The organism is Micromonospora sp. USAFONa4 (genome assembly GCF_057197825.1).
Genome location: NZ_CM170072.1, coordinates 1,613,890 through 1,638,923, shown reverse-complemented (window position 1 = coordinate 1,638,923; position 25,034 = coordinate 1,613,890). Strand labels below are relative to the sequence as shown.

The window sequence follows — 25,034 nt, the reverse complement described above, 5'->3', positions numbered from 1 at the left end:
CCCGATGGAGAAGACTGTGCACACGTTCCCCCTGCACCCCGAATGCCCCGACCTGCGGCGGCTGGCCGACGACCCGGCCGAGGCGCTGCTGCGGGCGGAGGCCGACATCGTCGCCGCCGAGAACGCCGCCGAGGCCGACCGCTACCGGCAGCTGGAGGACCTCGAGGAGGCCCAGCAGGACGGCCGGGGCGTGACCCGGCGGACGTTCGTGGCCGGCGCCGCCGCCACCGCCACCGCCCTCGCGACCGCCCAGTTCGTCACCACCTCCGCCTCGTTCGCCGCCACCAAGACCGGCACCCTGATCCACGTCTTCCTCTACGGCGGGCTGGACGGGCTGAGCCTGGTCGCCCCGGCGGACGACCCGGTGCTCGCCAAGGCCCGCCCCGACCTGCTGCTCGGCGAAGACTCCCTGGCCGTCGGCCGCGGCTTCAAGCTGACCAGCGCGTTCAAGCCGCTGGAGAAGTGGCTGAAGAGCGGCAACCTGGGCTTCGTCCCGGCGGTCTCCGACGAGCGGCTGTCCCGCAGCCACTTCCAGGCTGCGGACGCCTGCAACCTCGGGGGGCTGCCCAGCGAGACCGGCGGCCGGGGCTGGCTGGACAGCCTGGTCGACGCGCTCGGCACGGGCACCGCGTTCCGCAGCGTCGGCATCGGCAGCACGCTGCCCCGGTCGCTGGTCGGCAACAACGGCGCGCTCTCCCTCAACAGCGTCGGCTCGCTGCGGCTCAACGGCGACGACCGGTACCGGGCCGCGACCGAGAAGGCGATCAAGGGGCTCTTCACCGGGATCAACCACCCCGTGCAGGAGGCCGTGCAGGACGGCCTTGGGGCGCTGGCCACCGCGCAGCGCCTCGCCGCGAAGCCGTACCAGGCGGCCGAGGGCGTCGAGTACAAGGGCGTCGGCAACGCGTTCCAGCAGCTCGCCCAGCTCATCAAGGGCGGGGCGAACGTCCGGGTCGCCACCGTCGGGATGGGCGGCTACGACACCCACGAGAACCAGGGCACCCGCGACGGCGGTCAGCTGCACCGGCGGCTCAACGAGCTGGCCGGCGCCATGGCGGCGTTCTTCACCGACCTGGGGGAGAAGTCGGCCGACGTGACCATCATGGTCTCCAGCGAGTTCGGCCGGCGGGTCGCCTCCAACGGCGGCGGCACCGACCACGGCCACGGCGGCGTGGTCACCGTGCTCTCCGGCCGCAAGCTCGCCGGCTCGCTGCTGGGCACCTGGAACGGCCTGGCCGACCTGGACTCCGGCGACGTGCCCGAGTACAACAACATGTTCAACGTCTACGGGGCCGTCGCGCAGGGCCGCTTCGGGCTCACCAACGCGGAGGTGGACAAGATCTTCCCCCGGCAGAAGTACCGCCCGATGAAGCTGTACGCGTGACGTACCCGCGCACCCACGCCGCCGGCCGCCGCGCCGGGACGACCCCGTCCCGGCGCGGCGGCCGGCCGGCTGCGGACGTACGCCCGCTGGTGCCGCCGCGACGCGGACCCGGCGGCCGGCGGTTGCTGGCCGCGCTGCTCGTCGTCGGCCTGCTCGCCAGCGTGCTGCCCTGGTGGCTGGACACCCCGCCCGGGTCGCTGCGGACGACGGCCGCCACCGTGACCGCCGCCGGCCGGATCACCGGGCTGGTCGCCGGCTACCTGCTGCTCGTGCAGGTGCTGATGATGAGCCGCCTGCCGATCCTGGAGCGGTGGGCCGGCGGCGAGCGGATCGCCCGCTGGCACCGCGACGTCGGGGCCACCCTGCTGGTGGCCGTGCTCGCGCACGCGTCGCTGATCCTGGTCGGGTACGCCGACCTGGAGGACAACCCGGTGCTCACCGAGGCCGGCGTGCTGCTGCGCGACTACGAGGACATGGTCTCCGCGTTCGCCGCCGCCGGCATCCTGGTGCTGGTCGGCCTCACCAGCGTCCGGGCGATCCGCACCGCGCTGCCCTACGAGCTGTGGCACGCCCTGCACCTGTCGAGCTACGCGGTGCTGCTGCTCGGCTTCGCCCACCAGTTCAGCAACGGCGCGCAGCTGTTCCGGCCCGGCCCGGTGCGTACCTTCTGGATCGGCATGTACGTGGTGGTGCTCGCCGCCCTGCTCTGGGGCCGGGTCGTCGCGCCGCTGGCGTTCAACCTGCGGCACCGGCTGCGGGTCGCCGACGTGGTCGCGGAGAGCCCGGACACGATCTCGATCTACCTGACCGGCGACCGGCTGGAGCGCCTGGAGATGCTCGGCGGGCAGTTCTTCCGCTGGCGGTTCCTCGCCCGGGGCTGCTGGTGGCAGGCGCACCCGTTCTCGGTCTCGGCCGCCGCCAACGGCCGCTGGCTGCGGCTCACCGTCAAGGTGGTCGGCAGGCACACCGCCGACCTGCGCGACCTCGAAGCGGGCACCCGCGTCTGGGCGGAGGGCCCGTCGGGCACCTTCACCGCCGCCCACCGCACCCGCGAGCGGGCCCTGCTGATCGCCGGCGGCAGCGGGATCACCCCCATCCGGGCGATGCTGGAGGAGCTGCCGCCCGGCGCCGCCCTGATCTACCGCGCCCGCACCCCGGGCGACGTGCTGCTGCACCGCGAGCTGGACTGGCTCGCCGAGGCCCGGGACACCGCGATCTGGTACGTCGTCGGCTCCCGCGACGATCCCGGCCCCCGCCAGGTGATGAGCCCGGACGGGCTGCGCCGGCTGGTGCCCGACCTCGCCCGGCGCGACGTCTACCTCTGCGGGCCGCCCGGCCTGGTCGAGCAGTCGCTGCGGGTGCTCCGCGAGGCCGGCGTGCCCCGCCGGCAGATCCACCTGGCCACGTTCGAGCTGTAGGAAGGCTTCCATGCGTCGCGCCCTGCTCGCGATCACCGGCCTGGCGGCCGGCACCACCGCCTTGGTGGTGCTGAAGGGCTCGCCGGGCACCAGCCCGGTCGCCCAGGACCTGCCGGCGGCGCCCCCGCCGGTGGCCCCCGCGCCAGCCGGTCCGACCCCGGGCGGCGGGGAGGTCTCCGCCCCGCCGTCGCCGGCCCGCACCAGCGCGTCCCCCCGGCCCGGGCGCACCGCCACCCGGGCGCCGGCGAGCCGGCCCAGCGCCACCAGCCGGGCGCCGTCCGCGCCGCGTACCACCACGAAGCCGCCGCCCGCGCCGACGACCCGCACCGTCACGGGGCCGGTGGTGGAGAACGAGTACGGCAACGTGCAGGTGCAGATCACCCTCTCCGGGACGCGGATCGTCGACGTGGTGGCCCTGGAGCTGCCCGAGGAGACCGCCCAGTCCGACCAGCGCAGCGAGCAGGTCGACGGCCGCTACAGCGGCGGCTCCGGGCTGGTGGTGCAGCGGCAGAGCGCCGACGTGGACACCGTCTCCGGGGCGACCGCCACCAGCACCTCGTACAAGCAGTCGTTGCAGGCCGCGATCGACCGGGCGAGGTGACGTGCCGGTGCCGGCGGCGGGGCGGCGCGAGCCGGGCGGGTCTCCGCCGGCGACCAGGCCGGGGCTGCGCCGGGTCGAGCAGGTCATGGGCACGGCGATCAGCCTCGACCTCGCCGACGACCTGCCCGCCGCCGAGCTGGCGGGGCTGGCCGGGGACGTGTTCGCCTGGCTGCGCGAGGTGGACGCCCGGTTCAGCACGTACCGGGCCGACAGCGAGGTGTGCCGCGTCGACCGGGGCGAGCTGCCGCTCGCCGGGGCCGGCGCCGACCTGCGGGACGTGCTGGCACGCTGCGCCGACCTGTGGCAGGCCACCGACGGCTTCTTCGACGCGTACGCCACCGGGCGGCTCGACCCGTCCGGCTACGTCAAGGGCTGGTCGGTGCAGGTCGCCTCGGACCGGCTGCTCGCCGTCGGGGCGGCGAACCACTGCCTGAACGCCGGCGGCGACGTGCGGGTACGCGGCCACTCCTCGACCGGGCGACCGTGGCGGATCGGCGTCCGCCACCCGTGGGACGCGATGTCCACCTGCCTCGTGCTCACCGGCACCGACCTGGCCGTGGCCACGTCCGGCGTCTACGAGCGCGGCCACCACGTGCTCGACCCGCGCCGGGGCGTGCCGGCCCGGGGGCTGCGCTCGGTCACCGTGGTCGGGCCGGACCTGGGGCTGGCCGACGCGTACGCCACCGCGGCCGTCGCGATGGGCCCGGCCGGCATCGGCTGGCTGGACGGCCTGCCCGGGCACCAGCACGCGGTCGTCACCGACGACGCCCGCCTCCTGCACTCCACCGCCCTGCCCCTGGCCGGCTGAGGTCAGCGGAAGGGGCGGGTGGTGGCGGGGCGGGAGCCGAGAGGGCGGGGGCGGCCCGGGCGGGAGCCGACGGGACGGGTGACCGGCCAGCGGCGGCGCGGCCGGTGCCGGGGCGGCGGCTCCGCGCCGTCCGGCTGGCGCGCGGTGTCGTCGGTGGACATCTAACCCCCCGCTCCCGGCGCGGGTGCGCCGTCGCCGTGCTCAACGAGCGCCGGCCCTCCGGCGTCGCTGCCGCGCCGCCGTCACATGCCCCGCCGCGGCAGCGGCAGGTGCCCGGGGAGCAGGTCGGAGGTGACTTTGACCCCGGTGGCCCGCAGTGCCTCGATCAGCGCGTTCTGCACCAGGTAGGAGTCGGGCAGTTGCCAGCGGGCCTGTTCGGGCGCGACCGCCCACCGGACGGTGCCCTCCGGCAGCCGGGTCGGTGGGGCCGGGATCCAGGAGCCGGGGCCGTGCCGGACCACGTGGAAGCAGTGGTCCAGCTCGGGGCGGAGCGGGTCGCCGGGGCGGACCAGGAACATCCAGCGGCCGGTCGGGGTCACCAGCACCGGCCCGCGTACGCCGACGCCGGCCGGGTGCGTCCGGACCGCGTCGAGCACGTGCCGGCCGAGGTGCGTGGGGACCTCCAGCACGTCGAACGCCCGCCCGGTGGGCAGCAGCACCCCGTGCGGCCGGGTGCGCCACCATGTCGCGACCCGGGCCGGGTCGGCGCTCGCCGCGTGCTCCCAGTTCTCCAGGGCGGGGTGGCAGCCGACCGTCGGGCAGCCGGCCCGCCCGCAGACGAAGCGGCTGCGGGCGAGGCAGGCGCCGGGGGTGACGTCCCAGCCGTGCATGGCGTACCGCACGGCCACCCGGCGCAGCCGCACCCGTTCCAACGGGGACAGTTGAACGACGCGCGGCGCGACATTCCCCCACATGTGCCATCTCCCCTCGCCGGACCCGGCCGGTGCCCAGGTCGCATGTCGAGCACCGTCACTGCCGTAACCCGCGATCGTTGAGCTGACGAACGGCTCGTGCAACTTGCACGAAAACTACGAGAACTGGCTGTACGGCTGACGCACACGCTGTGCGACCAGCGAAAACCTGAGACGTACGGATCGATCGCCGCACCCGGCAGGACCGGCCGGCACGCCCGCTCGAGCAGGCACAGGGGAAGGAACGGGTGGATGGACGAGTTGCCCATCGGGCGGCGGGTGGCCTACTGGCGAGGGCGGCGCAAGATGTCGCAGCAGGTCTTCGCCGACCGGCTGGGCAAGTCGAAGAGCTGGGTGGACAAGGTCGAGCGCGGGGTGCGCCGGCTGGACAAGTTCTCCGTCCTCTACGAGATCGCCGACATCCTCCAGGTCGACGTGCAGCTGCTGCTCGGCAAGGACCCGGAGCGGCGTACGGACGCGCTGAACTGCATCGACCAGGTGGAGGTGCAGGAGATCCGGGCGGCCCTGGAGCGGTACGACTCGATGAGCGCGTACTTCGACGCCGCGCCGTGCCCGCCGCCCCTGGCCGACATGCGCAAGGCCGTCAACCACGCCTGGCTCACCTACCAGTACGGCCGCTACGGAATGCTCACCCGGGCGCTGCCGAAGCTGCTGCGCGACGCCCAGGCCGCCGACGCGGGCCACGGCGGCGACCAGGCGGTCGAGGCGGCCCACCTGCTCGGGCAGGTCTACCAGATCGCCTCGTCGGTGCTGCGCAAGCTGGGCGAGTGCGACCTGGCCTGGCTGGCCGCCGACCGCTCGATGGCGGTGGCCCAGCGCGCCGACGACCCGCTGCTGGCCGGCATCGCCACCACCCGGGTCTGCAACGCGCTGGTGGCGATGGGCCGGCCCCGGCCCGCCCTCGAACTCAACGTCACCATCGCCAACCGGCTCGCCCCCGGCTCCGGCAACGCCGCCGACCCTGCCCTGCTCTCGGTCTACGGGATGCTGCTGCTCCAGGGTGCGATGGCCGCCGCCCGGATCGGCGACTCCGCCACGGTCGGCGACCTGATCAACGGCGCGCAGGAGGCGGCCGTCCTGCTGGGCGGCGACCACAACCACTACTGGACCTCGTTCGGGCCGACCAACGTGGAGCTGCACCGGGCGGCGGCGGCGGTCGAGCTCGGCGACGGGGGCCGGGCGGTCGAGGTGCACCAGCAGCGCATCCAGGAGCCGGCCTTCGGCGCCCTGCTGCCGGAACGCCGGGCCCACCACCTGCTCGACATCGCCCGGGGCTTCGCCCAGATCGGCGACGTGGCCAACGCCGGCGAGATGCTGCTGCGCGGCGACCGCCTCGCCCCGTCGGAGATCCGCTGCCGGCCGATCGCCCACGAGGTGATGTCGGACGTCCTGCGTCGCACACGTGGTGCGCCGCCTTCTCCGATTGCGGAGTTGGCTGAGCACATGGGAGTAGGGGTATGAGCGCGGTGGCGGCCTGATGGCCGGCCCGCACCCGAGCAGCGAGCGCCGTGAGGTGCTCTACGTCATCGCCTGCGGTTCGCCGCTGGCCCGCCACGTCGGCCGGCTCGTCGAGCTGGCGCACCAGGACGGTTGGGACGTCTGCGTGGTCACCACGCCGGACGGCGCCAAGTTCGTCGACCGGGCCGCGCTGGCCCGGCAGACCGGCCATCCGGTCCGCACCCACTACAAGAACCCGGGCGATCTCGACGTGCTGCCGCAGGCCGACGCGATAATCGTCTGCCCGGCGACGGTCAACACCGTCAACAAGTGGGCGGCCGGGATCACCGACACACTCGCCCTCGGGCTGCTGGTGGAGGCGCAGGGCCTGGGCGTGCCGGTGGTGGCGGTGCCGTACACGAACGCGGCGATGGCGGCCCACCCCGCCTTCCGGGCGGGCATCGCCCGGCTCGCGGAGTGGGGGGTCACGGTGCTCTTCGGCGATGACGTCTTCCCGTTGCACCCGCCGGGCACCGGCGAGCGGCACGTGCACGCCTTCCCGTGGGCCCTGGGCCTGGCCGCCGTACGCGACCGGCTCTGCCCCGTCGCCTGACGTGGAAGGAAGGGCCCCTGGCAATCGCTACGCGATTGCCAGGGGCCCTTCCTCACACCCGGGACACGCCGCCGTGTCGGTGGGCGAGGGCCCCGGCCGGGTCCGCGCCGGTAAGCTGGCCCGCCGTGAGCACCAACGCAGTCCCGCCGACCGTCGCCGACGTGGTCGCCGAGCTGGAGCGGCGCTATCCGCCGGCCTGGGCCGAGGACTGGGACCGGGTCGGGCTCGTGCTCGGCGAGCCGTGCGCCCCGGTCCGCCGGGTCCTCTGCGTCGTCGACGTGGTGCCCGAGACGGTCGCCGAGGCGCTCGACGCCGGCGTCGACATGATCGTCGCCCACCATCCGCTGCTGCTGCGGGGCGTCTCCTCGGTGGCCCCCACGACCTTCAAAGGCCGGATCGTGCACCGGCTGATCAAGTCCGACGTGGCGCTGTACGTCGCGCACACCAACGCCGACGTGGCCGCCCCGGGGGTCTCCGACGCCCTCGCCGCCCGGTTCGGGCTGACCGGGCTGCGCCCGCTGCACCGGCCCGCACCCGGTACGCCCGCGCACGGCGACGGCCGGGGGATCGGCCGGATCGGCGAGCTGCCGGAGCCGATGACGCTGGCGGAGCTGACCCGGCACGCCGCCGCCGTGCTGCCCGCCACCGCCTGGGGAGTTCGCGCTGCCGGGGAGCCCGGGCGTATGGTTCGTACCCTCGCGGTCAGCGGCGGCGCGGGGGACGGTTTCCTCGCCGACGCGACCGCGGCCGGGGTGGACGCGTTCCTCACCGCCGACCTGCGCCACCACCCGGCCGGCGAGCACCTGGCCGCCGACGGCCCGGCCCTGCTCGACGCCGCCCACTGGGCGACGGAACGACCGTGGCTGGACGACCTGGCCGTCCTCCTGCGGGAGGCGACGGGTGTCGAGACGCTGGTGTCCGACCTGGCCACCGACCCGTGGACCGTACACGCCGCCCCACCCGCGGTGGACGACAAGGAGCCCCGACCGTGAAGGCTGACCCCCAGGTCCAGCGCCGCCTGCTCGACCTCCAGGCGATCGACACCTCCCTCGCCCAGCTCGCCCACCGGCGCCGTTCGCTGCCGGAGCGGGCCGAGCTGGACGCGCTGGCCCGGGAGCTGTCCGCGCTGGAGGACGAGCGGGTCCGCGCCCAGGTCGCGGTCGACGACCTGGACCGGGACATCGCCCGCATGGAGAAGGACGTCGACCAGGTGCGGGCCCGCAAGTCCAAGAACGAGGCCCGGCTCGCCGCCGGCTCCGGCCCGGCCCGGGAGCTGGAGGCCCTCCAGCACGAGCTGGTCTCGCTCAACCGCCGCCAGGGCGACCTGGAGGACGCCGAGCTGGAGCTGATGGAGCAGCGGGAGACGGCCCAGGGCGTGCTGGACGGCGTCGAGCAGCGGCTCGCGGAGGTGCGGGAGAAGCGCGACGCCGCCGAGCGGCGCCGCGACGAGAGCCTGGCCGAGATCGCCAAGGAGGAGGAGTTCAAGCGCGGCGCCCGCCAGCCGCTGGCGGGCGACCTCCCGGCCGACCTGGTGCAGCTCTACGACAAGATCCGCGAGGACACCGGGCTCGGCGCGGCGCTGCTGACCGCCGGCCGGTGCGGCGGCTGCCGTCTGACGCTCTCCGGCGCCGACGTGGCCCGGATCCGCAAGACCGACCCGGACGAGGTCGTCCGCTGCGAGGACTGCCGACGGATCATGGTCCGTACCAACGAGTCCGGCCTGTAGTCCCGTGGCGCCGCGCGTGGTCGTCGTCGAGGCCGACGGCGGATCCCGGGGCAACCCCGGCCCGGCCGGCTACGGCGCGGTGGTCCGCGACGCGGACACCGGTGAGGTGCTGGCCGAGCGGGGCGAGTCGATCGGCGTCGCCACCAACAACGTCGCCGAGTACCGGGGGCTGATCGCCGGGCTGGAGGCCGCCGCCGAGCTGGGCGCCGCCGAGGTCGAGGCCAGGATGGACTCGAAGCTGGTGGTCGAGCAGATGTGCGGCCGCTGGCAGATCAAGCACCCCGGGCTGCGTCCGCTCGCCGCGCAGGCCGCCGGGCTGGTCGACCGCTTCGCCGCGGTGCGGTTCCACTGGATTCCCCGGGAACGCAACCGGCACGCCGACGCCCTCGCCAACGCCGCCATGGACGCCGCCGCCGGCAAGGCGCCGGCCCGGGCCGCGGTCGCGCCGCCGCGCGTCGTGGAGCCGCCGCGCGAGGTCGCCGCTCCCGACTCGCCGGCCCGCGCGAGGGCCCGGGAGGTGGCCGCCCGCGCCGCGTCGGCGTCGAGCACCGGCACCGACCCGGCCACCGCGCCCGCCTCCTGGGAGCCGCGGCCGAGCTTCACCGCCACCCGGCTCGTGCTCGTCCGGCACGGCGAGACGGCCTTCACCGAACAGCGCCGCTACTCCGGTCGCGGCGACGTGCCGCTGTCCGAGCGCGGCCGGGCCCAGGTCCGGGCCACGGCCGCCCGGGTGGCCGCGCTGGCCCCGACCGTCGCGGCCGTGGTCAGCTCGCCCCTGTCCCGGTGTACGGCGACAGCCGAGGCGATCGCCGGGGCGCTCGGCGGCGTGCCGGTGCGCCGCGAGGACGACCTGATCGAGTGCGACTTCGGGGCCTGGGAGGGGCGCACCTTCGCCGAGGTCCGCCAGGAGTGGCCGGGCGAGATGGACGCCTGGCTGGCCTCGACCCGGGTGGCTCCGCCGGGCGGCGAGTCGTTCGTCGACGTCGCCGAGCGCTGCCGGCGCGTGGTCGACGGGCTGTGCCGGGCGTACCCGGGGGAGACCGTGGTGGTGGTCTCCCACGTCTCGCCGATCAAGCTGGTGCTACGCGACGCCCTCGCGGCCGGCGACGGCTTCCTGCACCGGCTGTTCCTGGACGCGGCCGGCATCTCGGTGCTCGACACGTGGCCCGACGGCGGGGTCGCCGTCCGCACGGTCAACGACACCGCGCACCTCGCCGGGATCTGAGCCGGGCGAGCCGCCGTCCGGCCGCCCCGGTTCGCCGTTCGGCGCACGCCGTCCGCCGTTCGGCGCAGCAACCTCCTCCCGTAGAACGTGACCCCGGTCACAGGGTCGTAGCCTCCGGCCGTCATCAGTGTCGATCTACGACTCGCGGAGGTTTGTCGCAATGGCCGCACCCGAACCGGAGGCGCCGACAGCGGCGCGCTCCAGGGCGAAGGACCACAGCCCCTGGAACTGGTTGCTCTTCATCCCCATCGTGGTGCCCCTGATCCCGGTCTTCTTCAACGCCGACTCGCCCCGGTTCCTCGGCTTTCCGCGCTTCTACTGGCTCCAGCTCGTCTACATCCTGCTCGGCGTGGCCACCACCACGCTGGTGTACCAGATGACGAAGAAGCGGGCCGGCGCGCCGTCGGACGGGCCGGGCGACGCGGCGGCGGGTGATCGCTGATGTGGCGCGACCACCTCACCGAGATCATCGTCTTCTCGGTGCTCTTCCTGCTGGTCAGCGGGCTGGGATTCGTGGCGGCCCGGTGGCGGGCCCCGAAGGACATGGCCCACCTCGACGAGTGGGGGCTGGGCGGGCGCAACTTCGGCGGCTGGATCACCTGGTTCCTGGTGGGCGGCGACCTGTACACCGCGTACACCTTCGTGGCGGTGCCGGCGCTGATGTTCGGTGCCGGCGCGGCCGGCTTCTTCGCCGTCCCGTACACCATCGTCATCTATCCGCTGGTGTTCCTGGTGCTGTGCCGGCTCTGGTCGGTCTCGCACCGGCACGGCTTCGTCACCCCGGCGGACTTCGTCCGCAAGCGGTTCGACTCGCCGGTGCTGGCGCTGCTCATCGCGATCACCGGCATCGTGGCGACGATGCCGTACATCGCGCTGCAACTGGTCGGCATCGAGGCGGTGCTCAAGACCATGGGGGTGACCGGCGAGAGCACTCTGGCCCGGCACCTGCCGATCATCGTCGCCTTCGCGATCCTGGCCGCGTACACCTACCAGTCGGGGCTGCGCGCGCCGGCGCTGATCGCGTTCGTCAAGGACACGCTGATCTACATCGTGATCCTGGTGGCGGTGCTCTACCTGCCGTACAAGCTGGGCGGCTGGGGCGAGATCTTCGACGCCGCCGACGCGAAGTTCGACGCGTCGCCGAACCCCAACGACGGGGTGCTGCTCAACGCCAACAACCAGCTCCAGTACGTCACGCTGGCGTTCGGCTCGGCGCTGGCGCTGTTCCTCTACCCGCACAGCATCACCGGCGTGCTGGCCAGCCGGAACCGCGACGTGATCAAGCGGAACATGTCGGCGCTGCCCGCGTACAGCCTGCTGCTCGGCCTGATCGCGCTGCTCGGCTTCATGGCCATCGCGGCCGGGGTGAAGCCGCTGCCCGGGTCGAAGGAGGGCACCGTGGACAGCAACACGGTGGTGCCGGTCCTGTTCGACCAGCAGTTCCCCGACTGGTTCGCCGGCGTCGCGTACGCGGCCATCGGCATCGGCGCGCTGGTGCCGGCGGCGATCATGTCGATCGCGGCGGCGAACCTGTTCACCCGCAACATCTACAAGGAGTACCTGAAGCGGGACGCCAGCCCCGCGCAGGAGGCGAACGTCTCCAAGATCACCTCGCTGGTGGTGAAGGTCGGCGCGGTGGCGTGCATCGTCTTCCTCGACCCGCAGTTCTCCATCGACCTCCAGCTCATCGGCGGCGTGATCATCCTCCAGACGCTGCCGGCGGTGGCGCTGGGCCTCTACACCCGCTGGTTCCACCGGGGGGCGCTGATCGGCGGCTGGATCGCGGGCATGGGGCTCGGCATGTGGATGCTCTACCAGATCCCGAACGCCGCGACCGGCCGCAAGCACTTCGGCGGCTCGGCGTTCCCGCTGGCCGACTTCGGCTTCGACACCCCGAAGACGATCTACGTCGGGATCGTGGCGGTGCTGGTCAACCTCGCGGTCGCGGCGCTGCTCACGGTGGTGCTGCGGGCGGCGAAGGTGCGCGACGGCGGCGACGGCACCACGTCGGACGACTACTTCGCCGACGAGGGCGACCCGCGCGTCGTACCCGGCCCGCACCGGGACGCCGACGCCGCCCCGGAACCGGTCGCCTGAGCCTCTCCCGGGGACCGCGTCGCCCCCGGCCCCCTGCGGCCGGGGGCGACGCGGCGGGGGTGGCCGCCCTTCGTACGCTGACGCCCATGACGAGACGCGCGCTGGTGGCCGTCCTCGGCGGCTCCGCCGCGCTGCTGCTGGTGGTCGTCGGATGCGTGGGAGCCGCGATCCGGGCCGTCGACAACGACCCGGGCGACACGCCCGAGTGCCGGGAGTCGGTGCGCGCCGAGGAGGCGAAGGTGCGCACCAACCGGTGGACTCCGCCCGAGCAGCTGCCCGACCTCGGCGAATACCCGGAGATCCACTGGCAGTTGCGCGCGTCGGGCGACCCGTGCAGCCGCGCGCCGGGCCCGGTGGACTGGGCGTACCAGGGCGTGGTCCGGCTGCGTCCGGCGGACGCGCGGACGCTGGCGCAGCGGTACGACTTCGCGCCGTACGCACCCGCTGTCCCGGCTCCCCACTCCGGCAGCCCGGCGGACGCGTGGCCCGCTCTCGCGCCGTTCCTGCCGGCCGCGCCCCGTTGGCTGCACAGCCGGGTGTACGACGAGGCGACCCCGTCCACCCGGTGGCGGACCGCCTTCCTGGACGTCGAGCACCGGACGCTCCTCTTCACGCTCCAGGACCACTAGCCGCCCGGGCGTGCGTCCTTCGCCCGACCGGTCACCTGGCCAGCCTCCCGGCCGGGCAGCTGTCGCCGAGGCTCAGCGCAGCGCGCGCCAGAGCAGGTAGAGCCCGATCGACGTGCCGAAGACCACGATCAGCACCTTCAGCACCACCGGCGGCAGCCGGCGCACCAGCCGCGCGCCGGCGTACCCGCCGACAAGCGTCGCCGGCGCGACCACCGCCACGGCCGCCCAGTTCACCGGCCCGAACAGCGAGAACACCACGAGCGTGGTCAGCCCGACCAGGGCGGAGAGCAGATTCTTCAGCGCGCTCACCCGCGCCAGCGTCGCGTCCAGCACCAGGGCCAGGCCCGCCACCAGCATCACCCCGAGCGCCGCGCCGAAGTAGCCGCCGTACACCGCGCCGACGGCGACCATGGCCTGCACGGTGACCGTACGGCGGCGCGGCGCCAGGTCGCGCGGATGCCCGACGAGCCGGCGCAGCGGATCCTGGAACGCCAGCACCGCCGTCGCCCCGAGCACCAGGAAGGGCACCACCAGCTCGAACGCCCGGGCCGGGGTGGCCAGCAGCAGCAGGGCGCCGGCTATCGTGCCGACGATCGTGGTGGGCACCAGCGTGGCCAGCACCCGCCGGGGCGGCAGGTCCTGCCGGCTGCCCGCCACGCTCGCCACGTACCCCGGAAAGACCGCGACCGAATTGCTCACGTTGGCCGGCACCGGCGGCAGGCCCACCGCGATCATCGCCGGAAAGGTGATGAGCGAGCCCCCGCCGGCCACCGCGTTGACCGTGCCCGCGGCGAGACCGGCGGCGAGCAGCAGCGCGGCGTCGGAGACATCCATGGTCACCAGAGGCTAGTACCCGCCTCCGCCAGGACGGGTGCCGGACAGCCCCGGGGCGGCAATAGGCGCGGCCGTGGCGTCGTTAGGATGGATGCGCGACGGACGAGTCGACCGGGCGGTCGCGTCGGCGGGCTCCGGCCCGCCGCCGAGGAACGTCCGGACTCCACAGGGCAGGGTGGTTGCTAACGGCAACCCGGGGCGACCCGCGGGACAGTGCCACAGAAAACAGACCGCCGACCCCATCGGGGACGGTAAGGGTGAAACGGTGGGGTAAAAGCCCACCAGCACCCCGGGTGACCGGGGTGGCTCGGTAAACCCCACCCGGAGCAAGGCCAAGCAAGGGCCGTCACCAGACATGATGACGACCCGGCGCAGACGCTTGAGGGCTGCCCGCCCGATGTCTGCGGGTAGGCCGCTCGAGCCTGCCGGCGACGGCAGGCCTAGATGGATGGCCGCCGCCGACGCGAGCCCCTCGGGGCGCGCGCCGGTCACAGAATCCGGCGTACAGGTCGACTCGTCCGTCGCCCACCAGCTCAGAGACCTGATCAAGGCTCTGAGCTGGTGCTATTTTCGGGTGTCGATGGTCGTCTCTGGTCAACTTTGGTCGGCATTTGACGGCCTGACAACGGCCTGACGGCCTGGAGACGGCCTGATCTTGAAGGCGGATGGGGCGCGTTGCGGGTGGTTGTCGTCTGCCAGTGGAGCTGAGGTAGTGCCAGCACGTCCGAGTCACCTCGTAGTTCTTGCCATCTAAGTTGAGGTACCCAGCTCATGAGCATGACCGCATCGAGGCGAACCATGGACATCACGCAAGACGGGCCCTTCCTCATCATCGAACGCGACCGGTTCGTCGCCCGCTTTCCCGCCGACCCAAACGACGACCTGGAACAACTTCAGGACCAGGACATCTATGTGACCGTCGCTGGCGGACCGACCTACTACGTGAGCCTCATGACCCTCGGCGCGATCGACGCCGTCCTTCGCCGGTGGGCCCAGACCGGCGAAGCCGCCGGAGGGCGGTACTTCTACACGACGGACCTGGTCATCACGCCCCGACCAGGCATCACCGCGATGATCGAGGCTATCGATGGACTCGTTCGTGAACGAGAGATCGGCAGTGCCTGTCAGGTCATCCCTGACCCCGTGGGTAGTCGAGATGCCTCAGATTGAGTGGCAGGAGGCACCCGGCGAATCTGCCACTCAACCTGAGGCACCGCAGGTTACCGGCATGCTGGTGCCTTAAAAGAATTGGCAGACGACAGTGATCTACGGCCCGACGATTCGGACTTCGCCGGCCCCGTACGTCTCCACTCCTCCGGCGGCCCTGGTGACTACTACCGTTCCGGGACCGTTGTACGTCACCGAGTCGCCCGGCCCGATGGTGATGTCCTCGATCCGCCCGGCATCTCGGACGTACGTTGCTCGTGGGTGGCCTGGCCGCTGTTCTACGACCACCAGGCCGTCACTCTTCAGGGAGGCGATCACGGTGCGGATGGTGGTTCGGCTGACACCGTAGCCCTGGGATAGGTCCGTCTCGCTGGGTAGTCGCGACCCGGCCGCGTGCTCACCCGCTGCGATCTTGCGGCGGATGTCGTCGGCAACCTGTCGCCAGATCGCCCGCTCTGGGTCGAAATCGATCACAGCTCAGACCGTATGTGAGCACGTAGACCGCTAGGTCTGTACGTACTAATCTACATAACGTACGGTGAGGTATTCCGCTGTGCCGGTGATGGAGGACGCGAACCCGCCATCGGCCCGGTGGATGCGCCCTGCCCGGCCGGGCATCCTCCGAACTCGCGCCGGGCAGGGCGGCCCTCAAGCAGGGAGGAGCCCCATGCCGGCCGAACAGAGCACCTGGGCCAGGCCGCAGCCGCGCCCGCCCAAGCCTGGTGATGAGCTGTGGATCGACCGGGAAGCCTCGGTGCAGTTCGTGGGGCAACGGTTTGTGTTCCGGGTGATCTCGGTGTGCCCGAAGCCGACCTACCGCGGCTGGGTGTGGCTGACGGGCTACCAACTCGATGACCAGGGCAACGCTGTCGACAAGCGGGAGATCTTCGTTCGGCTGGCCGGCTTACGCGCTGCCCGTTGCCCTGATGCGGGCCTGGGGTCGGGCTCGGCTTTCGTGTCACGGCCCGACACCCGGCGGACACTGCCACAGCGGCGCTCTTGACCTAAACCGCGACCGGCAGCGAAGTCGGCTCCTGGCCGACCACCCCAACCCCGATGGCCACCACCCCCTTCCAGGCGCAGGTGTTGACCTGACCCGAACTTGGTGGCTGCTGGCACGGAGAGCCGTCTGCCCGGCACTACGGACGCCGCCCCCATGCTTGGGGCTTGCCGGTCCTGCCCTGCGCGTCATTCTCGGCGCTCAGTGCCCGGCGGCGGTCCGTTCTGACGCCGGGGTACACGAGGGTTAGCCCGGTCCGCCGGGGAGCTGCACTGCGGCTGTCAAGGGCTTCCCTGATACGCCGTGCGCCGGGGCGTGACCGGCCGCCAGGCCGCACGCGCGCCCCGGCGCGAACACAGCGGCGGGCCGCAGGCCCGCCCTTGACCAAGTAAAGAAAGTCTGAACACGCTACGCTCCGGCCACAGTGTCCTCCGACCCTAAGCACGTGGATAGCGGCAGCTGTGTACGTGCAAGAATCGAAGGCTTCGCTATGCGGCTCACGTCTTTCGTCTCCGGTGGGCAAGTCGTGGGGGCGGCGAGTTCGATGCTTGACGCTCCGTCTGGTACCAGGCGGTACGGCTACCGGGAGGCATGATGAGCCGGGCAGGACAGGCTGGCGAGGTCGGAAGTGTGTTCCGCTGCCTCGTCGCAACGCATTTGGCGGTGCATGGACTCCGGAGCCGCTCTGTCCTAGGTTTGGACCTGCCGAGCGGTGCGGATCCGATCCGGCTTGACTTTGAGACGAGCGATCCGACCGATGATATCCGTGTCACGTTCTCTGATGGGCGCCGGGCCTATGTGTCGGCGAAACGTAAGGTCGCCAAGGGCCGGCCGCTGACCGAGACTGTCGCTGGGTGGATTGCCCAAGCACCCACCTTGGGACTTGACGATCTTCTGATCATCGCAGGCGAGGACTTCGTCGGCCCTACTAAAGACCTTGACCGAGTGCTACGGAGACATAGGGCCGGCCTCCCGATGGAGACCAAGGATGAGCGCGATGCCTTCAACGCCCTTGCCGACCTGCTTCCCCAGGACGTGCGCGACCTTGTCCTTAACCGAGCCCGAGTCCTGCACTTGCCCGATTCGACTGGCGCAGGAACATCCCGGGAACTCTTGGCAGCCTTAATGGATTACGCCGTTTCCGATATGCAGGGTCGTCGGGCCGTTAGCACCCTTGCTGATCTCTTCCATCGGCAGGCTGGAGCAGCGCTCGGAAGCGGTATCGATGACTGGGTTGTTGCCTTAAATTCCGATGGTCTAACTGTGATTGCGGATCAAGGCGGTCCTGCGGGTATGCGCGCGGCGGCCCGACTTAGTGCGGTCCGTACCTACTGCAACAGGTTGAAGGCAGACGCTGGGCGGATCGATCTCAGTATGCTAGCCGACGGCTTGCCGCCCGTCGTCGTCGACGGCCTTGTCGACGGTCTGGAAGTCAGCATTGAGGGAGAGCGCACTCCTCAGAAGTTGCTGCGGTATTTGAGGCGTTGGCGGCGGATGCTTATTGTCGGCCAGCCTGGAGCAGGCAAGTCCATTGCATTGCGCGAGATTGCTGCACACTGTGCCACCCACTATCACGCCCCCATTCCGATACGCGTTTCGCTGCCGCGCCTGATGAAACAGCAGCCGGAACGGTTGACGATGGATGGAATCATCGCTGGAGCGATAGCGGATCTTGTTAGCGACGACCAGCGTCCCTCGCTGGCTGAGCACTTGATTGGAGAACTCGCGGAAGGCCGCGCAATCGTCCTTTGTGACGGGCTCGATGAGTGCGGTGCTCGCGCTCCATGGGTCGCGCAACAACTGGCCGATGTTCTCGATTCCCTGCACCCTAGAGTCGGCTTCGTTCTGGCCACGAGGGCGAGCGCCCAGATTCCGGCCGGCCGCCTCGGATTACCCAGGGTGGAATTAGCATCTCCGCAGGATCTCAGCACAACCGTCGACAGCGTCCTCGTCGCATGCGCTGATGCTCGCATCCCCGAGGGCGAGCGAGAGGCATGGTTAGCGACGCGGCGTGCTTGGATTAGGGATGCTAAAACCCAGTCGGATCACCTTCTCGCGGTGCCGTTGCTCGCCATCTTGCTGACGCTAGTATGTGCCAGCGCGGCGGATGCAGATCTTCCAAAGGGGCGCGCAACCCTACTGCATAGAGCGGTAGAACAGTCGGTCTACCGCTGGGAACAGACGCGAGGCACCCTAGACTCATCTCGGCCGTGGTCGCCCGCGCTGACTGCGGCCATGCTGCTCGACGGATTTATCGTGCTCGGCCGCATCCTCGACGGCGGGGCGACACCGCAGCGTGCCGAAGTTCTGGGAGCCTTGAGTAAGCTATTGAGAGATCCGGACCGTTGGGGGATGCCGCCCGCCCAGGCTCGTGAGGTGGCAGAGCACGTGCTCCGCTTCTGGGACGAGCACGTTGCTGTCTTTGTCGTGAACGCTGCGGACGAGCTCACGACTCGAAGCAAGGTGTTTGCCGAGATTGCCACCGCAATGTGGGCCCGCAGCTGCAACCAGATGCACTTGACGGAGTGGCTGAGTGAAGCTCTGGCCTACACGGATTCAGATGGCGCCATCGCGCTTGCAAGCGGACTTGATCCGCGAATTGTCGGAGCGCTGCTCGATGTCGCTGTCAACGATCGCCCAGACGCCACCCTCATGGTGGCCGACCTGGCGATCCGGGGAATAGCGGCGCCTACGCACAGCGAGTTGGAACGTACCCTGAATCAAATTGCAGCCGGAATCGTTGCCTCCGGCGAGGGCCGGCCACCTTCGAAGCGCGGCCCAAAAAATCGTTCGAGCCGGATTTTGATGTTTGGAGACAAGACTCGTGCTCCCGGCCCGTGGCCTTTCGTCCAAGCTGCGTGCCTGCTGGCACTGCCGGTCGACCACAGGCAGCAGCGTGCGGATTTGATCGCGAGGGCTGGACTCGACGCTCGTTCTAAGACAATCGCGGCAGCGCTGTGCGAGCTAACGGACGCGACGGTAGATGATCGCCCGTTGGGTTGGGAAGGGACGGCTGCTGTGAACGCGGCGCTTGCGATTCCGTTGCCGCCCAAGGGGGAGATGGTCCGAGAAAGCCGCCGACGGTATTCGATTGTGGGCAAAGACCAGCTCGCGCCTGGGCTGGCTCGGGTCGCTTTGGCGGCAGTCGACCGCCTTGACGAACTCGCAAATGATGCAGGAGAGCGGATATCCCAGATCGCGCACCGTGCTCCCGTCCGCACGGCTGAGCACATCTTCGACGCGCTAAGCCGTGCTGGGGTCGACACCGGCCTACGGTGGCCCGGCCTTGAATCCCTGACCAGTTGGATATCCAGCCACAAGGCTTACGAAGCGGCCCTGCTTGCCGACCTCAGTTCGCTTGCTGAGACCGGTTCAAGCCCGAGCAATGGGCTGTGGTCCCTCAGCGATGTCGGGGATCTAATAGCAGCGACGGGATACGACAATGTTGGATTGGGCGACTTCAGTCGAGCGTTCGTTTACGATGACGTAGAGGTTCGACGATCTTGGCTGGATGCGATAGCTGACGCGTATGGCATCAACAAGTCGGCGGTAGCGGAACAGGCCCGCCATCTCCAACGCATGAAAGAAGGGGTGAGTGACCCTAAGGTTGCAAGTGAGGATTGGTTTGTAGCGTCGGTGAGGCCACTAGTAGAGCCACGTTTGGTAGCCGATGTCGACACCGCGCTCAATACCAAGCAGCGTCGAGATTTGCTGTCGTTTCTTGAGGCGGACTCCACCTGGATTGCGCTGGCATCGGCAAAAGTCGTCGCGCAGGTGAAGAGGCCTCCCTGGGACAGCCGGGAACTTCTCGGTAAGGACATGTCGGTTTGGTCTCGATATCGCGCGGGGCTGCTTTACCTAGTTGCGATTCTCACTGCCGGGGATAGGCGGAGCGAACTGTTGGCCCAGGCTGTCGCCTCGGAATTGGCGGATCATCGATACGCGGCACGTATGACGATTTCGGCCGCACCAGGTTCCGACCCGGACGGCTTTATAGGGGAGGCATTGCGCCGAGACGTCGACCTATCAATCCGTCCGAGGGATGCGCGGAAGGAGCCGCCCGCACCGATTCATTGGACCTGCAATGACTGCAGAGCGGTCAATGATCTAGATGTAGAAGACTGCCCGGAGTGCGACGACGGTGTGCGGCCTGAAGCCTGATCTGCCGGCATCTTCCGCAGGTGCGAAATCATTTTAATAACACGTCAGCGATTTCCCGCATGCTGGTGACTACTGCATGCGCTCCGGCTGCACGGAACCTATCGACCTTAGCGGGGCGGTTCGCGTATCCGATTACAGGTACGCCGGCTGCTCGCGCCCCTTCGATGTCCGTAAGGGAGTCACCAATTAGTACGCATCGGGCCGGCGGCTCGCCTACCGCGTGAGCAGCTTGCCGGATCGGTTGCGGGTTGCCTGTCGCCTTCACCCGGTCGGACCACCACTGGAACAACTCGTCGCTCGGCACACTCCAGCCGAGGTCGTCGCCGGGCGCGGCGATGTATCCGTCCAGGCTCAGGTTCATGCCGAAGGTCAGTCTTCGCATGGTAGTCAGCCTCCCGTGAGCCGATACTCGGCGTACAGACCAGCGCGGCACGGAAGAATCATCGGTCACGCCACACCGAGGGCCGGTTCACCACCATGCCAGGACTCCTTAGCGCCATGGTGGCGATGCGTGCCCTCGGCGACCCGTAACCCGGCAACCGCAACGACACCATCGTCTACCGCACCCGCCATCCGGATCTGCCGCGAAGCGCCCCATGGTGTCGATAGACCCGCTCCTACTCGCCGGCGGAGTCCCAGACACGCTCGAACGCGTCTCGCGTGATCATGTAGGGGCTCCAGTCCTCGTCCGCGTCATCGAGGCTCGCCTGCCCCAAGCCGCCGTGCTGGTCTTCCTCCTGTCCGGGCCCGTAGCGGAGGACCGGACCGTTGTCGTACGCCTCGATCTGCCGTACGGGCCCGCCGTCCTCGGCGACCTCGAAGTACCAGACCGAGGGTCCCCAATCGTCGAATTCGTCGCCTCGTGACTCGTCCCAGCGCCGGCGGATGAAGCGGCTCGCCATAGTGGGAGCCTATGGTCCTCGCATGCACAGACCTGCCGACAACCGCGCCCGTACCGCGAAGCCGGTTTCCATGCTCCTGGGCGTCCAACCCGCTGAACTCGCCGTTCGGAAGACGGCTCGCGCAACCGAAACTCAGCCGTCGGTCACGAGCACAACCCGGTCGGGCCTCCACGTCGTACCCGAGCACCGGCTCGATTCCCAGCCCCTCGGGCGTCAAGAGCACCGATTTGCGTAGCCTGCGGCCGCTCGTGGCTCCAGAAGAGCGGGCCCCAACGGAATGCGCCCAGGCGCTCCGGTCCGTCAGGGGAGTACGGGCGTCGCGAACATGGGATGAGCCATCTCCATCGTGACAGTTCCGGTCACGGCCGGGCCGTTCGGTTACCGGCCGGCGTCGGTGCCGGTGACGGACGGGACGGCGAGTTGGTCCAGCGCGTCCTCGTACACCCCGACCTTGAAGTTGACCAGGTCCAGACACTTCCGGAGCTGGTTCATCTGGTCCAGGACCCGCTCTCGGTGCTCCCGCAGCAGCACCAGCCGCTCCGCCTCGGTGCCGCCGCCCGCACGGACCAGCTCGGTGTAGCGCCGGATCTCCGGCAGCGACATGCCGGAGCCGCGCAGGATGACGCAGACGGCGAGCCAGTCCACATCGCCCTTGTGGTAGACGCGGCGCCCGCCGGCATCGCGCCGGACCGGGTTGGCCAGGATGCCTTCCCGCTCGTAGAACCGCAGCGTGTGCACGCTCAGCCCGGTGCGCTCGGCGACCTCGCCGATGCTCAGGCCCGGGCCGACTTCGGACATGCCGTCCAGCGTAACGGGTTGACCTAGAGTCGGCTCCAGCTCCTAGGGTGCTCGCACGGGTAGCCGGCTGGCCGACCGCCCGGCGCGCGACGACCACAAAGGAGCCCCACCATGCGTTACCGCGTCCTGGGCCGTACCGGCATCGAGGTGAGCGTCCACTGCCTCGGCACCATGATGTTCGGCTCCGTGGGCAATACCGACCACGACGATTGTGCGCGGATCGTCCACGCCGCTCTCGACCAGGGGATCAACTTCGTGGACACCGCGGACATGTACTCCGCCAGCGAGTCCGAGACGATCGTCGGCAAGGCGCTGCAAGGCCACCGGGACGACGTGGTGCTCGCCACCAAGGTGCACTTCCCGATGGGCGAGGGACGCAACCGGGGCGGCAACTCGCGGCGCTGGATCGTCCGGGAGGTCGAGGAGAGCCTGCGCCGGCTGAGCACCGACTGGATCGACCTTTACCAGGTGCATCGGCCGGACTCCACCACCGACATCGAAGAGACACTATCGGCGCTGACCGATCTGGTACGCCAGGGAAAGATCCGCGCCTTCGGCTGCTCGACCTTCCCGGCCGAGCAGATCGTCGAGGCGCACCACGTCGCGGAGCGACGCGGGCTGCACCGGTTCCGGACCGAGCAACCGCCGTACTCGCTGCTCGCCCGGGGAATCGAGACTGACCTGCTCCCGGTCACCCAGCGCTACGGCATGGGCGTGCTGACCTGGAGCCCGCTTGCCTCCGGTTTCCTTACCGGCCGCTACCGCAAGGGGCGACCGGTGGACCTGTCCACAGGCCGGGCCGCGCTCACCCCGGCCCGGTTCGATCCCGCGATCGAGGAGAACGTGCGCAAGCTGGACGTGGTGGAGCGGCTCGTCGAGCTGGCGTCGGAGATCGGCTGTACGCTGCCGGAGCTGGCGCTGGCCTTCCCGGCGGCGCATCCCGGGGTCACCTCGGTGATCATCGGGCCACGCACCATGGAACAGCTCGACGCCGCGCTGAAGGGCGCCGAGCTCACACTGGACGACGCCGTGCTGGACCGGATCGACGAGATCATCCCGCCGGGCACCAACCTGTACCAGGCCGACGGGGCCTGGCGTCCGCCGGCGCTGACCGACCCGGCGCTGCGCCGTCGCCCGGTTGCCGACCGCGCAGCCGCCTGACGCCCAGGCCCCTGTCCGCACAGGCCGCGATCCGCGTGTCACGTCACGTGATCGCGGGTGACACCCCGGCAGGCGCCCGGCACTGCCGGGAAGAGCGATCGCTCGGATCGTGACGGTCACGGCTACGAGGAGGTGCTGCGGCTGCTCACGCAGGGTCTGCCGGGCCAGCGACGGTGGCGGGGAACACGGGTCCACGGCCGCGTTGCGCGGCTGTGGACCCGTCCCATCTTGGAGCCGCGCCCCAGCGCTCAGCGCGAGGCGCGGGCATGCGCCCAGCCGATGAGTTCGTCGACGTATCCGGCCGCCCGGGGCCGCTCGGCGAAAGCCTCGCGTAATCCGGCGCAGGCAGCATCCAGTTCCGGTGACGGTCCTCGCCCGGAGAGCAGGATGACCAGTGGTGGCCAATGGCCGATCTGCTTGTCGGGCAGTGCGCTCAGCTCGGCCAGGTAGCGGCCTGGCTGCAGCAGTTCGACCAGCCGATCCGCTGCCCGCGTCACGCCAGTGAGGAGATCGGCGCGCAGCCGATCCACATCGGTGTCGGCTGTCACCTGCCAGCGCTCGCGGTCACTGGCGGCGGGGTGGGGGCACGGCACCCGGCGTTCCATGAGGCCGATGCTGTAGATCTCGCTCGCTTTGTTCATCGGTCGGGTCTGCCCGGTCCTCCACGCCATCCACTCCCACCACTCCTTCGGGGCCGCTGCGGTATCGATGTAGAACATTTTCGCGGTGGGCCGGGACCGCTCCGACGGCTGTTTGTGAATGACGGCGACACCCTCGGGCGTAGTCAGTCGCCACACCGCACCGGAGCTACGAAAGCCCCGTGGATGCAAGGTCACGCCGATGTCATGCAGCAGGCCGCGTATCACCACGTCGAGTTCCGCCATGACCTTGACGGTACGGTCGTCCACCGGAGTCGGTGCAGCGCGCCGACGCAGCTTCGATCCGGCGATCTGCCCCGCCTCCGCTAGCTCGCCGAAGGACTGCCCCAGTACCACGACGTCGTCACCGCCGGCCTGACCCTGCCGTGCAGCCCGGGTCAGGTCGAAGGCCACAACGTCCGGGTCAGATGGCTCGACCTCCTGCGTCGGCCTGGCCCTGTGCGCATCGTTCTAGTGCGCGAATGCTCGGCCAAGCCAGATGCGGACACGTCAGCCCGACTGCGTCCGCCCGGCCTGCAGCCGGGGGTGACGAGGCGCTGCCAATTCCCGGACCGCTGACAGCAGACCGCTACCTCGATGGTCGTCAGCATGTTGCTGCTCGCGTCCTGGTGGGCGTACACCCCCACCATGGTTGTGGCGCTGCTCGGCGAGGTCGGCGGCGCGGGCAACTGCTCGCTCTGGCCTGTTGCACGGCGGCGACCGCAGCCGTGCTCCGGGGGCTCTGGCACGGCGGCCCGACGGCGTGGCGGGTGGTACGCGGCTTCGCCGCGCCGGTCGCCGTCGCGTTCCTGGTCGCAGCCGGCATCATGCTGCTCTTCGGGCCGCGCCTCGGATCCCTGATCACGACCCCGGTCGACCCGGCCCTCATCGCGACGGCGGCGGGCGGGCTGCTGGCGGTGCTGGCGCTGTCGGTCAGCGGGCTCCTGGTCCGTACCGCGTCGGCCCGCGCCTGGTGCGGCGACCGCTGAGCCCCTCATCCCGTCCGGCGCGGGCGCCCGTGCCGGCGGGCGCCCGCCGGCGGCGTGGCCGCGTCGCCGACCAAGGCGCCGCTGGGAGCGTTAGCGCCCCCGTCCGACGGGTAGTCGGCGAGGGCTCCTGACAAGCGGCGGGGAGGTCGTATGACGACGACCAGCACCTTCTTCGAGCAGTTGGCCGACGTCGGTCACGATCCACGGTTGTGCAAGGTCCGCGGCACCGTCCGGTTCGACATCCGGGAGGGGGACCGGGTGGAGCAGTGGCTGCTGGACATCGACCACGGAAGCATGAAGGTGACGCAGGGCGACAGCCCGGCGGACACCGTCATCACGGTCTCCGCCGATGTCGCGGAGGCGATGACGCGGGGCGAGATGAACGGCCTGGCCGGGATCGCCCGGGGCGAGATCATGGTCGACGGGGACCTCGCGTTGGCGATGCGGGTCGGGCGGCTGTTCCCGGTGCCCCCCGCCGCACGGCAGCAGGCCGCCTCCGGCCGCGGGGAGTGAC

General features: G+C 70.7%; 24 protein-coding genes, 1 other RNA gene and 2 pseudogenes. 19 read left to right on the top strand and 8 right to left on the bottom strand.

Features of this window, described 5'->3' with window-relative positions; all coding sequences use genetic code 11:
* Nucleotides 1-4 precede the first annotated feature (4 nt).
* The 4 genes from AC0OO9_RS06665 (at nucleotide 5) to AC0OO9_RS06650 (ending at nucleotide 4,211) form a co-directional block, all read left to right on the top strand.
* Nucleotides 5-1,384: a DUF1501 domain-containing protein gene (locus AC0OO9_RS06665; RefSeq protein WP_484516329.1), complete on the top strand. Its 1,380-nt coding sequence runs from the start codon at nucleotides 5-7 to the stop codon at nucleotides 1,382-1,384.
* Nucleotides 1,381-2,802, top strand: coding sequence for a ferredoxin reductase family protein (locus AC0OO9_RS06660; RefSeq protein WP_484516327.1), 1,422 nt, complete (start codon nucleotides 1,381-1,383; stop codon nucleotides 2,800-2,802). The genes AC0OO9_RS06665 and AC0OO9_RS06660 overlap by 4 nt, the downstream gene beginning before the upstream one ends.
* A 10-nt stretch (nucleotides 2,803-2,812) precedes the next feature.
* A complete protein-coding gene (locus tag AC0OO9_RS06655) occupies nucleotides 2,813-3,403 on the top strand; it encodes an FMN-binding protein (RefSeq protein WP_484516325.1) in 591 nt (196 codons plus the stop codon).
* An 85-nt stretch (nucleotides 3,404-3,488) separates the two neighbouring features.
* Nucleotides 3,489-4,211 (top strand): FAD:protein FMN transferase, encoded by a 723-nt coding sequence (locus tag AC0OO9_RS06650; RefSeq protein WP_484517870.1) that lies wholly within the window; start codon nucleotides 3,489-3,491, stop codon nucleotides 4,209-4,211.
* Nucleotides 4,212-4,213: 2 nt separating this feature from the next.
* Here the strand turns inward: AC0OO9_RS06650 and AC0OO9_RS06645 are convergent, their stop codons facing one another.
* Together AC0OO9_RS06645 and AC0OO9_RS06640 are read right to left on the bottom strand one after the other, a co-directional pair.
* Nucleotides 4,214-4,372: a hypothetical protein gene (locus AC0OO9_RS06645; protein WP_158619084.1), complete on the bottom strand. Its 159-nt coding sequence runs from the start codon at nucleotides 4,370-4,372 to the stop codon at nucleotides 4,214-4,216.
* An 81-nt stretch (nucleotides 4,373-4,453) separates the two neighbouring features.
* Complete coding sequence (locus tag AC0OO9_RS06640) at nucleotides 4,454-5,125, bottom strand: bifunctional DNA primase/polymerase (RefSeq protein ID WP_484516323.1); 672 nt, start codon at nucleotides 5,123-5,125, stop codon at nucleotides 4,454-4,456.
* 249 nt (nucleotides 5,126-5,374) lie between these two features.
* Here AC0OO9_RS06640 and AC0OO9_RS06635 point away from each other — a divergent pair, with 249 nt between their 5' ends.
* The 8 genes from AC0OO9_RS06635 to AC0OO9_RS06600 all read left to right on the top strand — a co-directional run bounded on the left by AC0OO9_RS06635 (nucleotide 5,375) and on the right by AC0OO9_RS06600 (nucleotide 12,870).
* Nucleotides 5,375-6,604: a helix-turn-helix domain-containing protein gene (locus AC0OO9_RS06635; RefSeq protein WP_484516322.1), complete on the top strand. Its 1,230-nt coding sequence runs from the start codon at nucleotides 5,375-5,377 to the stop codon at nucleotides 6,602-6,604.
* A gap of 16 nt (nucleotides 6,605-6,620) precedes the next feature.
* The gene (locus AC0OO9_RS06630) at nucleotides 6,621-7,193 is read left to right on the top strand and encodes a flavoprotein (protein WP_357580956.1); all 573 of its coding nucleotides are present in this window, start codon (nucleotides 6,621-6,623) and stop codon (nucleotides 7,191-7,193) included.
* A 161-nt stretch (nucleotides 7,194-7,354) separates the two neighbouring features.
* A complete protein-coding gene (locus tag AC0OO9_RS06625; RefSeq protein WP_484517869.1) occupies nucleotides 7,355-8,185 on the top strand; it encodes a Nif3-like dinuclear metal center hexameric protein in 831 nt (276 codons plus the stop codon).
* Nucleotides 8,182-8,919, top strand: coding sequence for a zinc ribbon domain-containing protein (locus tag AC0OO9_RS06620; RefSeq protein ID WP_484516320.1), 738 nt, complete (start codon nucleotides 8,182-8,184; stop codon nucleotides 8,917-8,919). The genes AC0OO9_RS06625 and AC0OO9_RS06620 overlap by 4 nt, the downstream gene beginning before the upstream one ends.
* Before the next feature lie 4 nt (nucleotides 8,920-8,923).
* Nucleotides 8,924-10,144, top strand: a complete 1,221-nt coding sequence (locus AC0OO9_RS06615; RefSeq protein WP_484516318.1) for a bifunctional RNase H/acid phosphatase — start codon at nucleotides 8,924-8,926, stop codon at nucleotides 10,142-10,144.
* Nucleotides 10,145-10,304: 160 nt separating this feature from the next.
* Complete coding sequence (locus tag AC0OO9_RS06610; protein ID WP_484516316.1) at nucleotides 10,305-10,586, top strand: DUF3311 domain-containing protein; 282 nt, start codon at nucleotides 10,305-10,307, stop codon at nucleotides 10,584-10,586.
* Complete coding sequence (gene mctP, locus AC0OO9_RS06605) at nucleotides 10,586-12,241, top strand: monocarboxylate uptake permease MctP (protein WP_484516315.1); 1,656 nt, start codon at nucleotides 10,586-10,588, stop codon at nucleotides 12,239-12,241. The genes AC0OO9_RS06610 and mctP overlap by 1 nt, the downstream gene beginning before the upstream one ends.
* Before the next feature lie 86 nt (nucleotides 12,242-12,327).
* Entirely contained in the window at nucleotides 12,328-12,870 is a 543-nt protein-coding gene (locus AC0OO9_RS06600) for a hypothetical protein (protein ID WP_484516313.1), read from the top strand.
* 72 nt (nucleotides 12,871-12,942) lie between these two features.
* Here the strand turns inward: AC0OO9_RS06600 and AC0OO9_RS06595 are convergent, their stop codons facing one another.
* Entirely contained in the window at nucleotides 12,943-13,704 is a 762-nt protein-coding gene (locus AC0OO9_RS06595; RefSeq protein ID WP_484516311.1) for a sulfite exporter TauE/SafE family protein, read from the bottom strand.
* Nucleotides 13,705-13,807: 103 nt separating this feature from the next.
* Between AC0OO9_RS06595 and rnpB the strand changes: the two genes are divergently transcribed.
* Together rnpB and AC0OO9_RS06585 are read left to right on the top strand one after the other, a co-directional pair.
* Nucleotides 13,808-14,225: RNase P RNA component class A (gene rnpB, locus AC0OO9_RS06590), an RNA gene on the top strand.
* A 250-nt stretch (nucleotides 14,226-14,475) separates the two neighbouring features.
* Complete coding sequence (locus tag AC0OO9_RS06585; RefSeq protein WP_484516310.1) at nucleotides 14,476-14,874, top strand: hypothetical protein; 399 nt, start codon at nucleotides 14,476-14,478, stop codon at nucleotides 14,872-14,874.
* Between the two features lie 96 nt (nucleotides 14,875-14,970).
* On the opposite strand, the gene AC0OO9_RS06580 is transcribed toward AC0OO9_RS06585, so the two are convergent.
* Nucleotides 14,971-15,345 (bottom strand): winged helix-turn-helix domain-containing protein, encoded by a 375-nt coding sequence (locus AC0OO9_RS06580; protein ID WP_484516308.1) that lies wholly within the window; start codon nucleotides 15,343-15,345, stop codon nucleotides 14,971-14,973.
* A 193-nt stretch (nucleotides 15,346-15,538) separates the two neighbouring features.
* Here AC0OO9_RS06580 and AC0OO9_RS06575 point away from each other — a divergent pair.
* Nucleotides 15,539-15,814: pseudogene (locus tag AC0OO9_RS06575) on the top strand (hypothetical protein); the annotation flags it as partial.
* Nucleotides 15,815-16,567: 753 nt separating this feature from the next.
* Entirely contained in the window at nucleotides 16,568-20,032 is a 3,465-nt protein-coding gene (locus AC0OO9_RS06570; RefSeq protein WP_484516306.1) for an NACHT domain-containing protein, read from the top strand.
* A 28-nt stretch (nucleotides 20,033-20,060) separates the two neighbouring features.
* Here the strand turns inward: AC0OO9_RS06570 and AC0OO9_RS06565 are convergent.
* The 3 genes and pseudogenes from AC0OO9_RS06565 to AC0OO9_RS06555 all read right to left on the bottom strand — a co-directional run.
* Nucleotides 20,061-20,282, bottom strand: a pseudogene (locus AC0OO9_RS06565) (HAD family hydrolase); the annotation flags it as partial.
* Nucleotides 20,283-20,649: 367 nt separating this feature from the next.
* A complete protein-coding gene (locus AC0OO9_RS06560; protein WP_132237292.1) occupies nucleotides 20,650-20,934 on the bottom strand; it encodes a DUF6881 domain-containing protein in 285 nt (94 codons plus the stop codon).
* A 378-nt stretch (nucleotides 20,935-21,312) separates the two neighbouring features.
* Nucleotides 21,313-21,732 carry a MerR family transcriptional regulator gene (locus AC0OO9_RS06555; protein WP_484516304.1) on the bottom strand — a complete coding sequence of 140 codons (420 nt, stop codon included), beginning with the start codon at nucleotides 21,730-21,732 and terminating at the stop codon, nucleotides 21,313-21,315.
* Between the two features lie 111 nt (nucleotides 21,733-21,843).
* Here AC0OO9_RS06555 and AC0OO9_RS06550 point away from each other — a divergent pair, with 111 nt between their 5' ends.
* Nucleotides 21,844-22,893, top strand: a complete 1,050-nt coding sequence (locus AC0OO9_RS06550) for an aldo/keto reductase (RefSeq protein WP_484516302.1) — start codon at nucleotides 21,844-21,846, stop codon at nucleotides 22,891-22,893.
* Between the two features lie 248 nt (nucleotides 22,894-23,141).
* Here AC0OO9_RS06550 and AC0OO9_RS06545 read toward each other — a convergent pair whose 3' ends face one another.
* Complete coding sequence (locus tag AC0OO9_RS06545; RefSeq protein WP_484516300.1) at nucleotides 23,142-23,945, bottom strand: DUF4304 domain-containing protein; 804 nt, start codon at nucleotides 23,943-23,945, stop codon at nucleotides 23,142-23,144.
* 314 nt (nucleotides 23,946-24,259) lie between these two features.
* Between AC0OO9_RS06545 and AC0OO9_RS06540 the strand changes: the two genes are divergently transcribed.
* Together AC0OO9_RS06540 and AC0OO9_RS06535 are read left to right on the top strand one after the other, a co-directional pair.
* Nucleotides 24,260-24,520, top strand: coding sequence for a hypothetical protein (locus AC0OO9_RS06540; RefSeq protein ID WP_132237300.1), 261 nt, complete (start codon nucleotides 24,260-24,262; stop codon nucleotides 24,518-24,520).
* A 150-nt stretch (nucleotides 24,521-24,670) separates the two neighbouring features.
* Entirely contained in the window at nucleotides 24,671-25,033 is a 363-nt protein-coding gene (locus tag AC0OO9_RS06535) for an SCP2 sterol-binding domain-containing protein (RefSeq protein WP_484516298.1), read from the top strand.
* Nucleotide 25,034 lies beyond the last annotated feature (1 nt).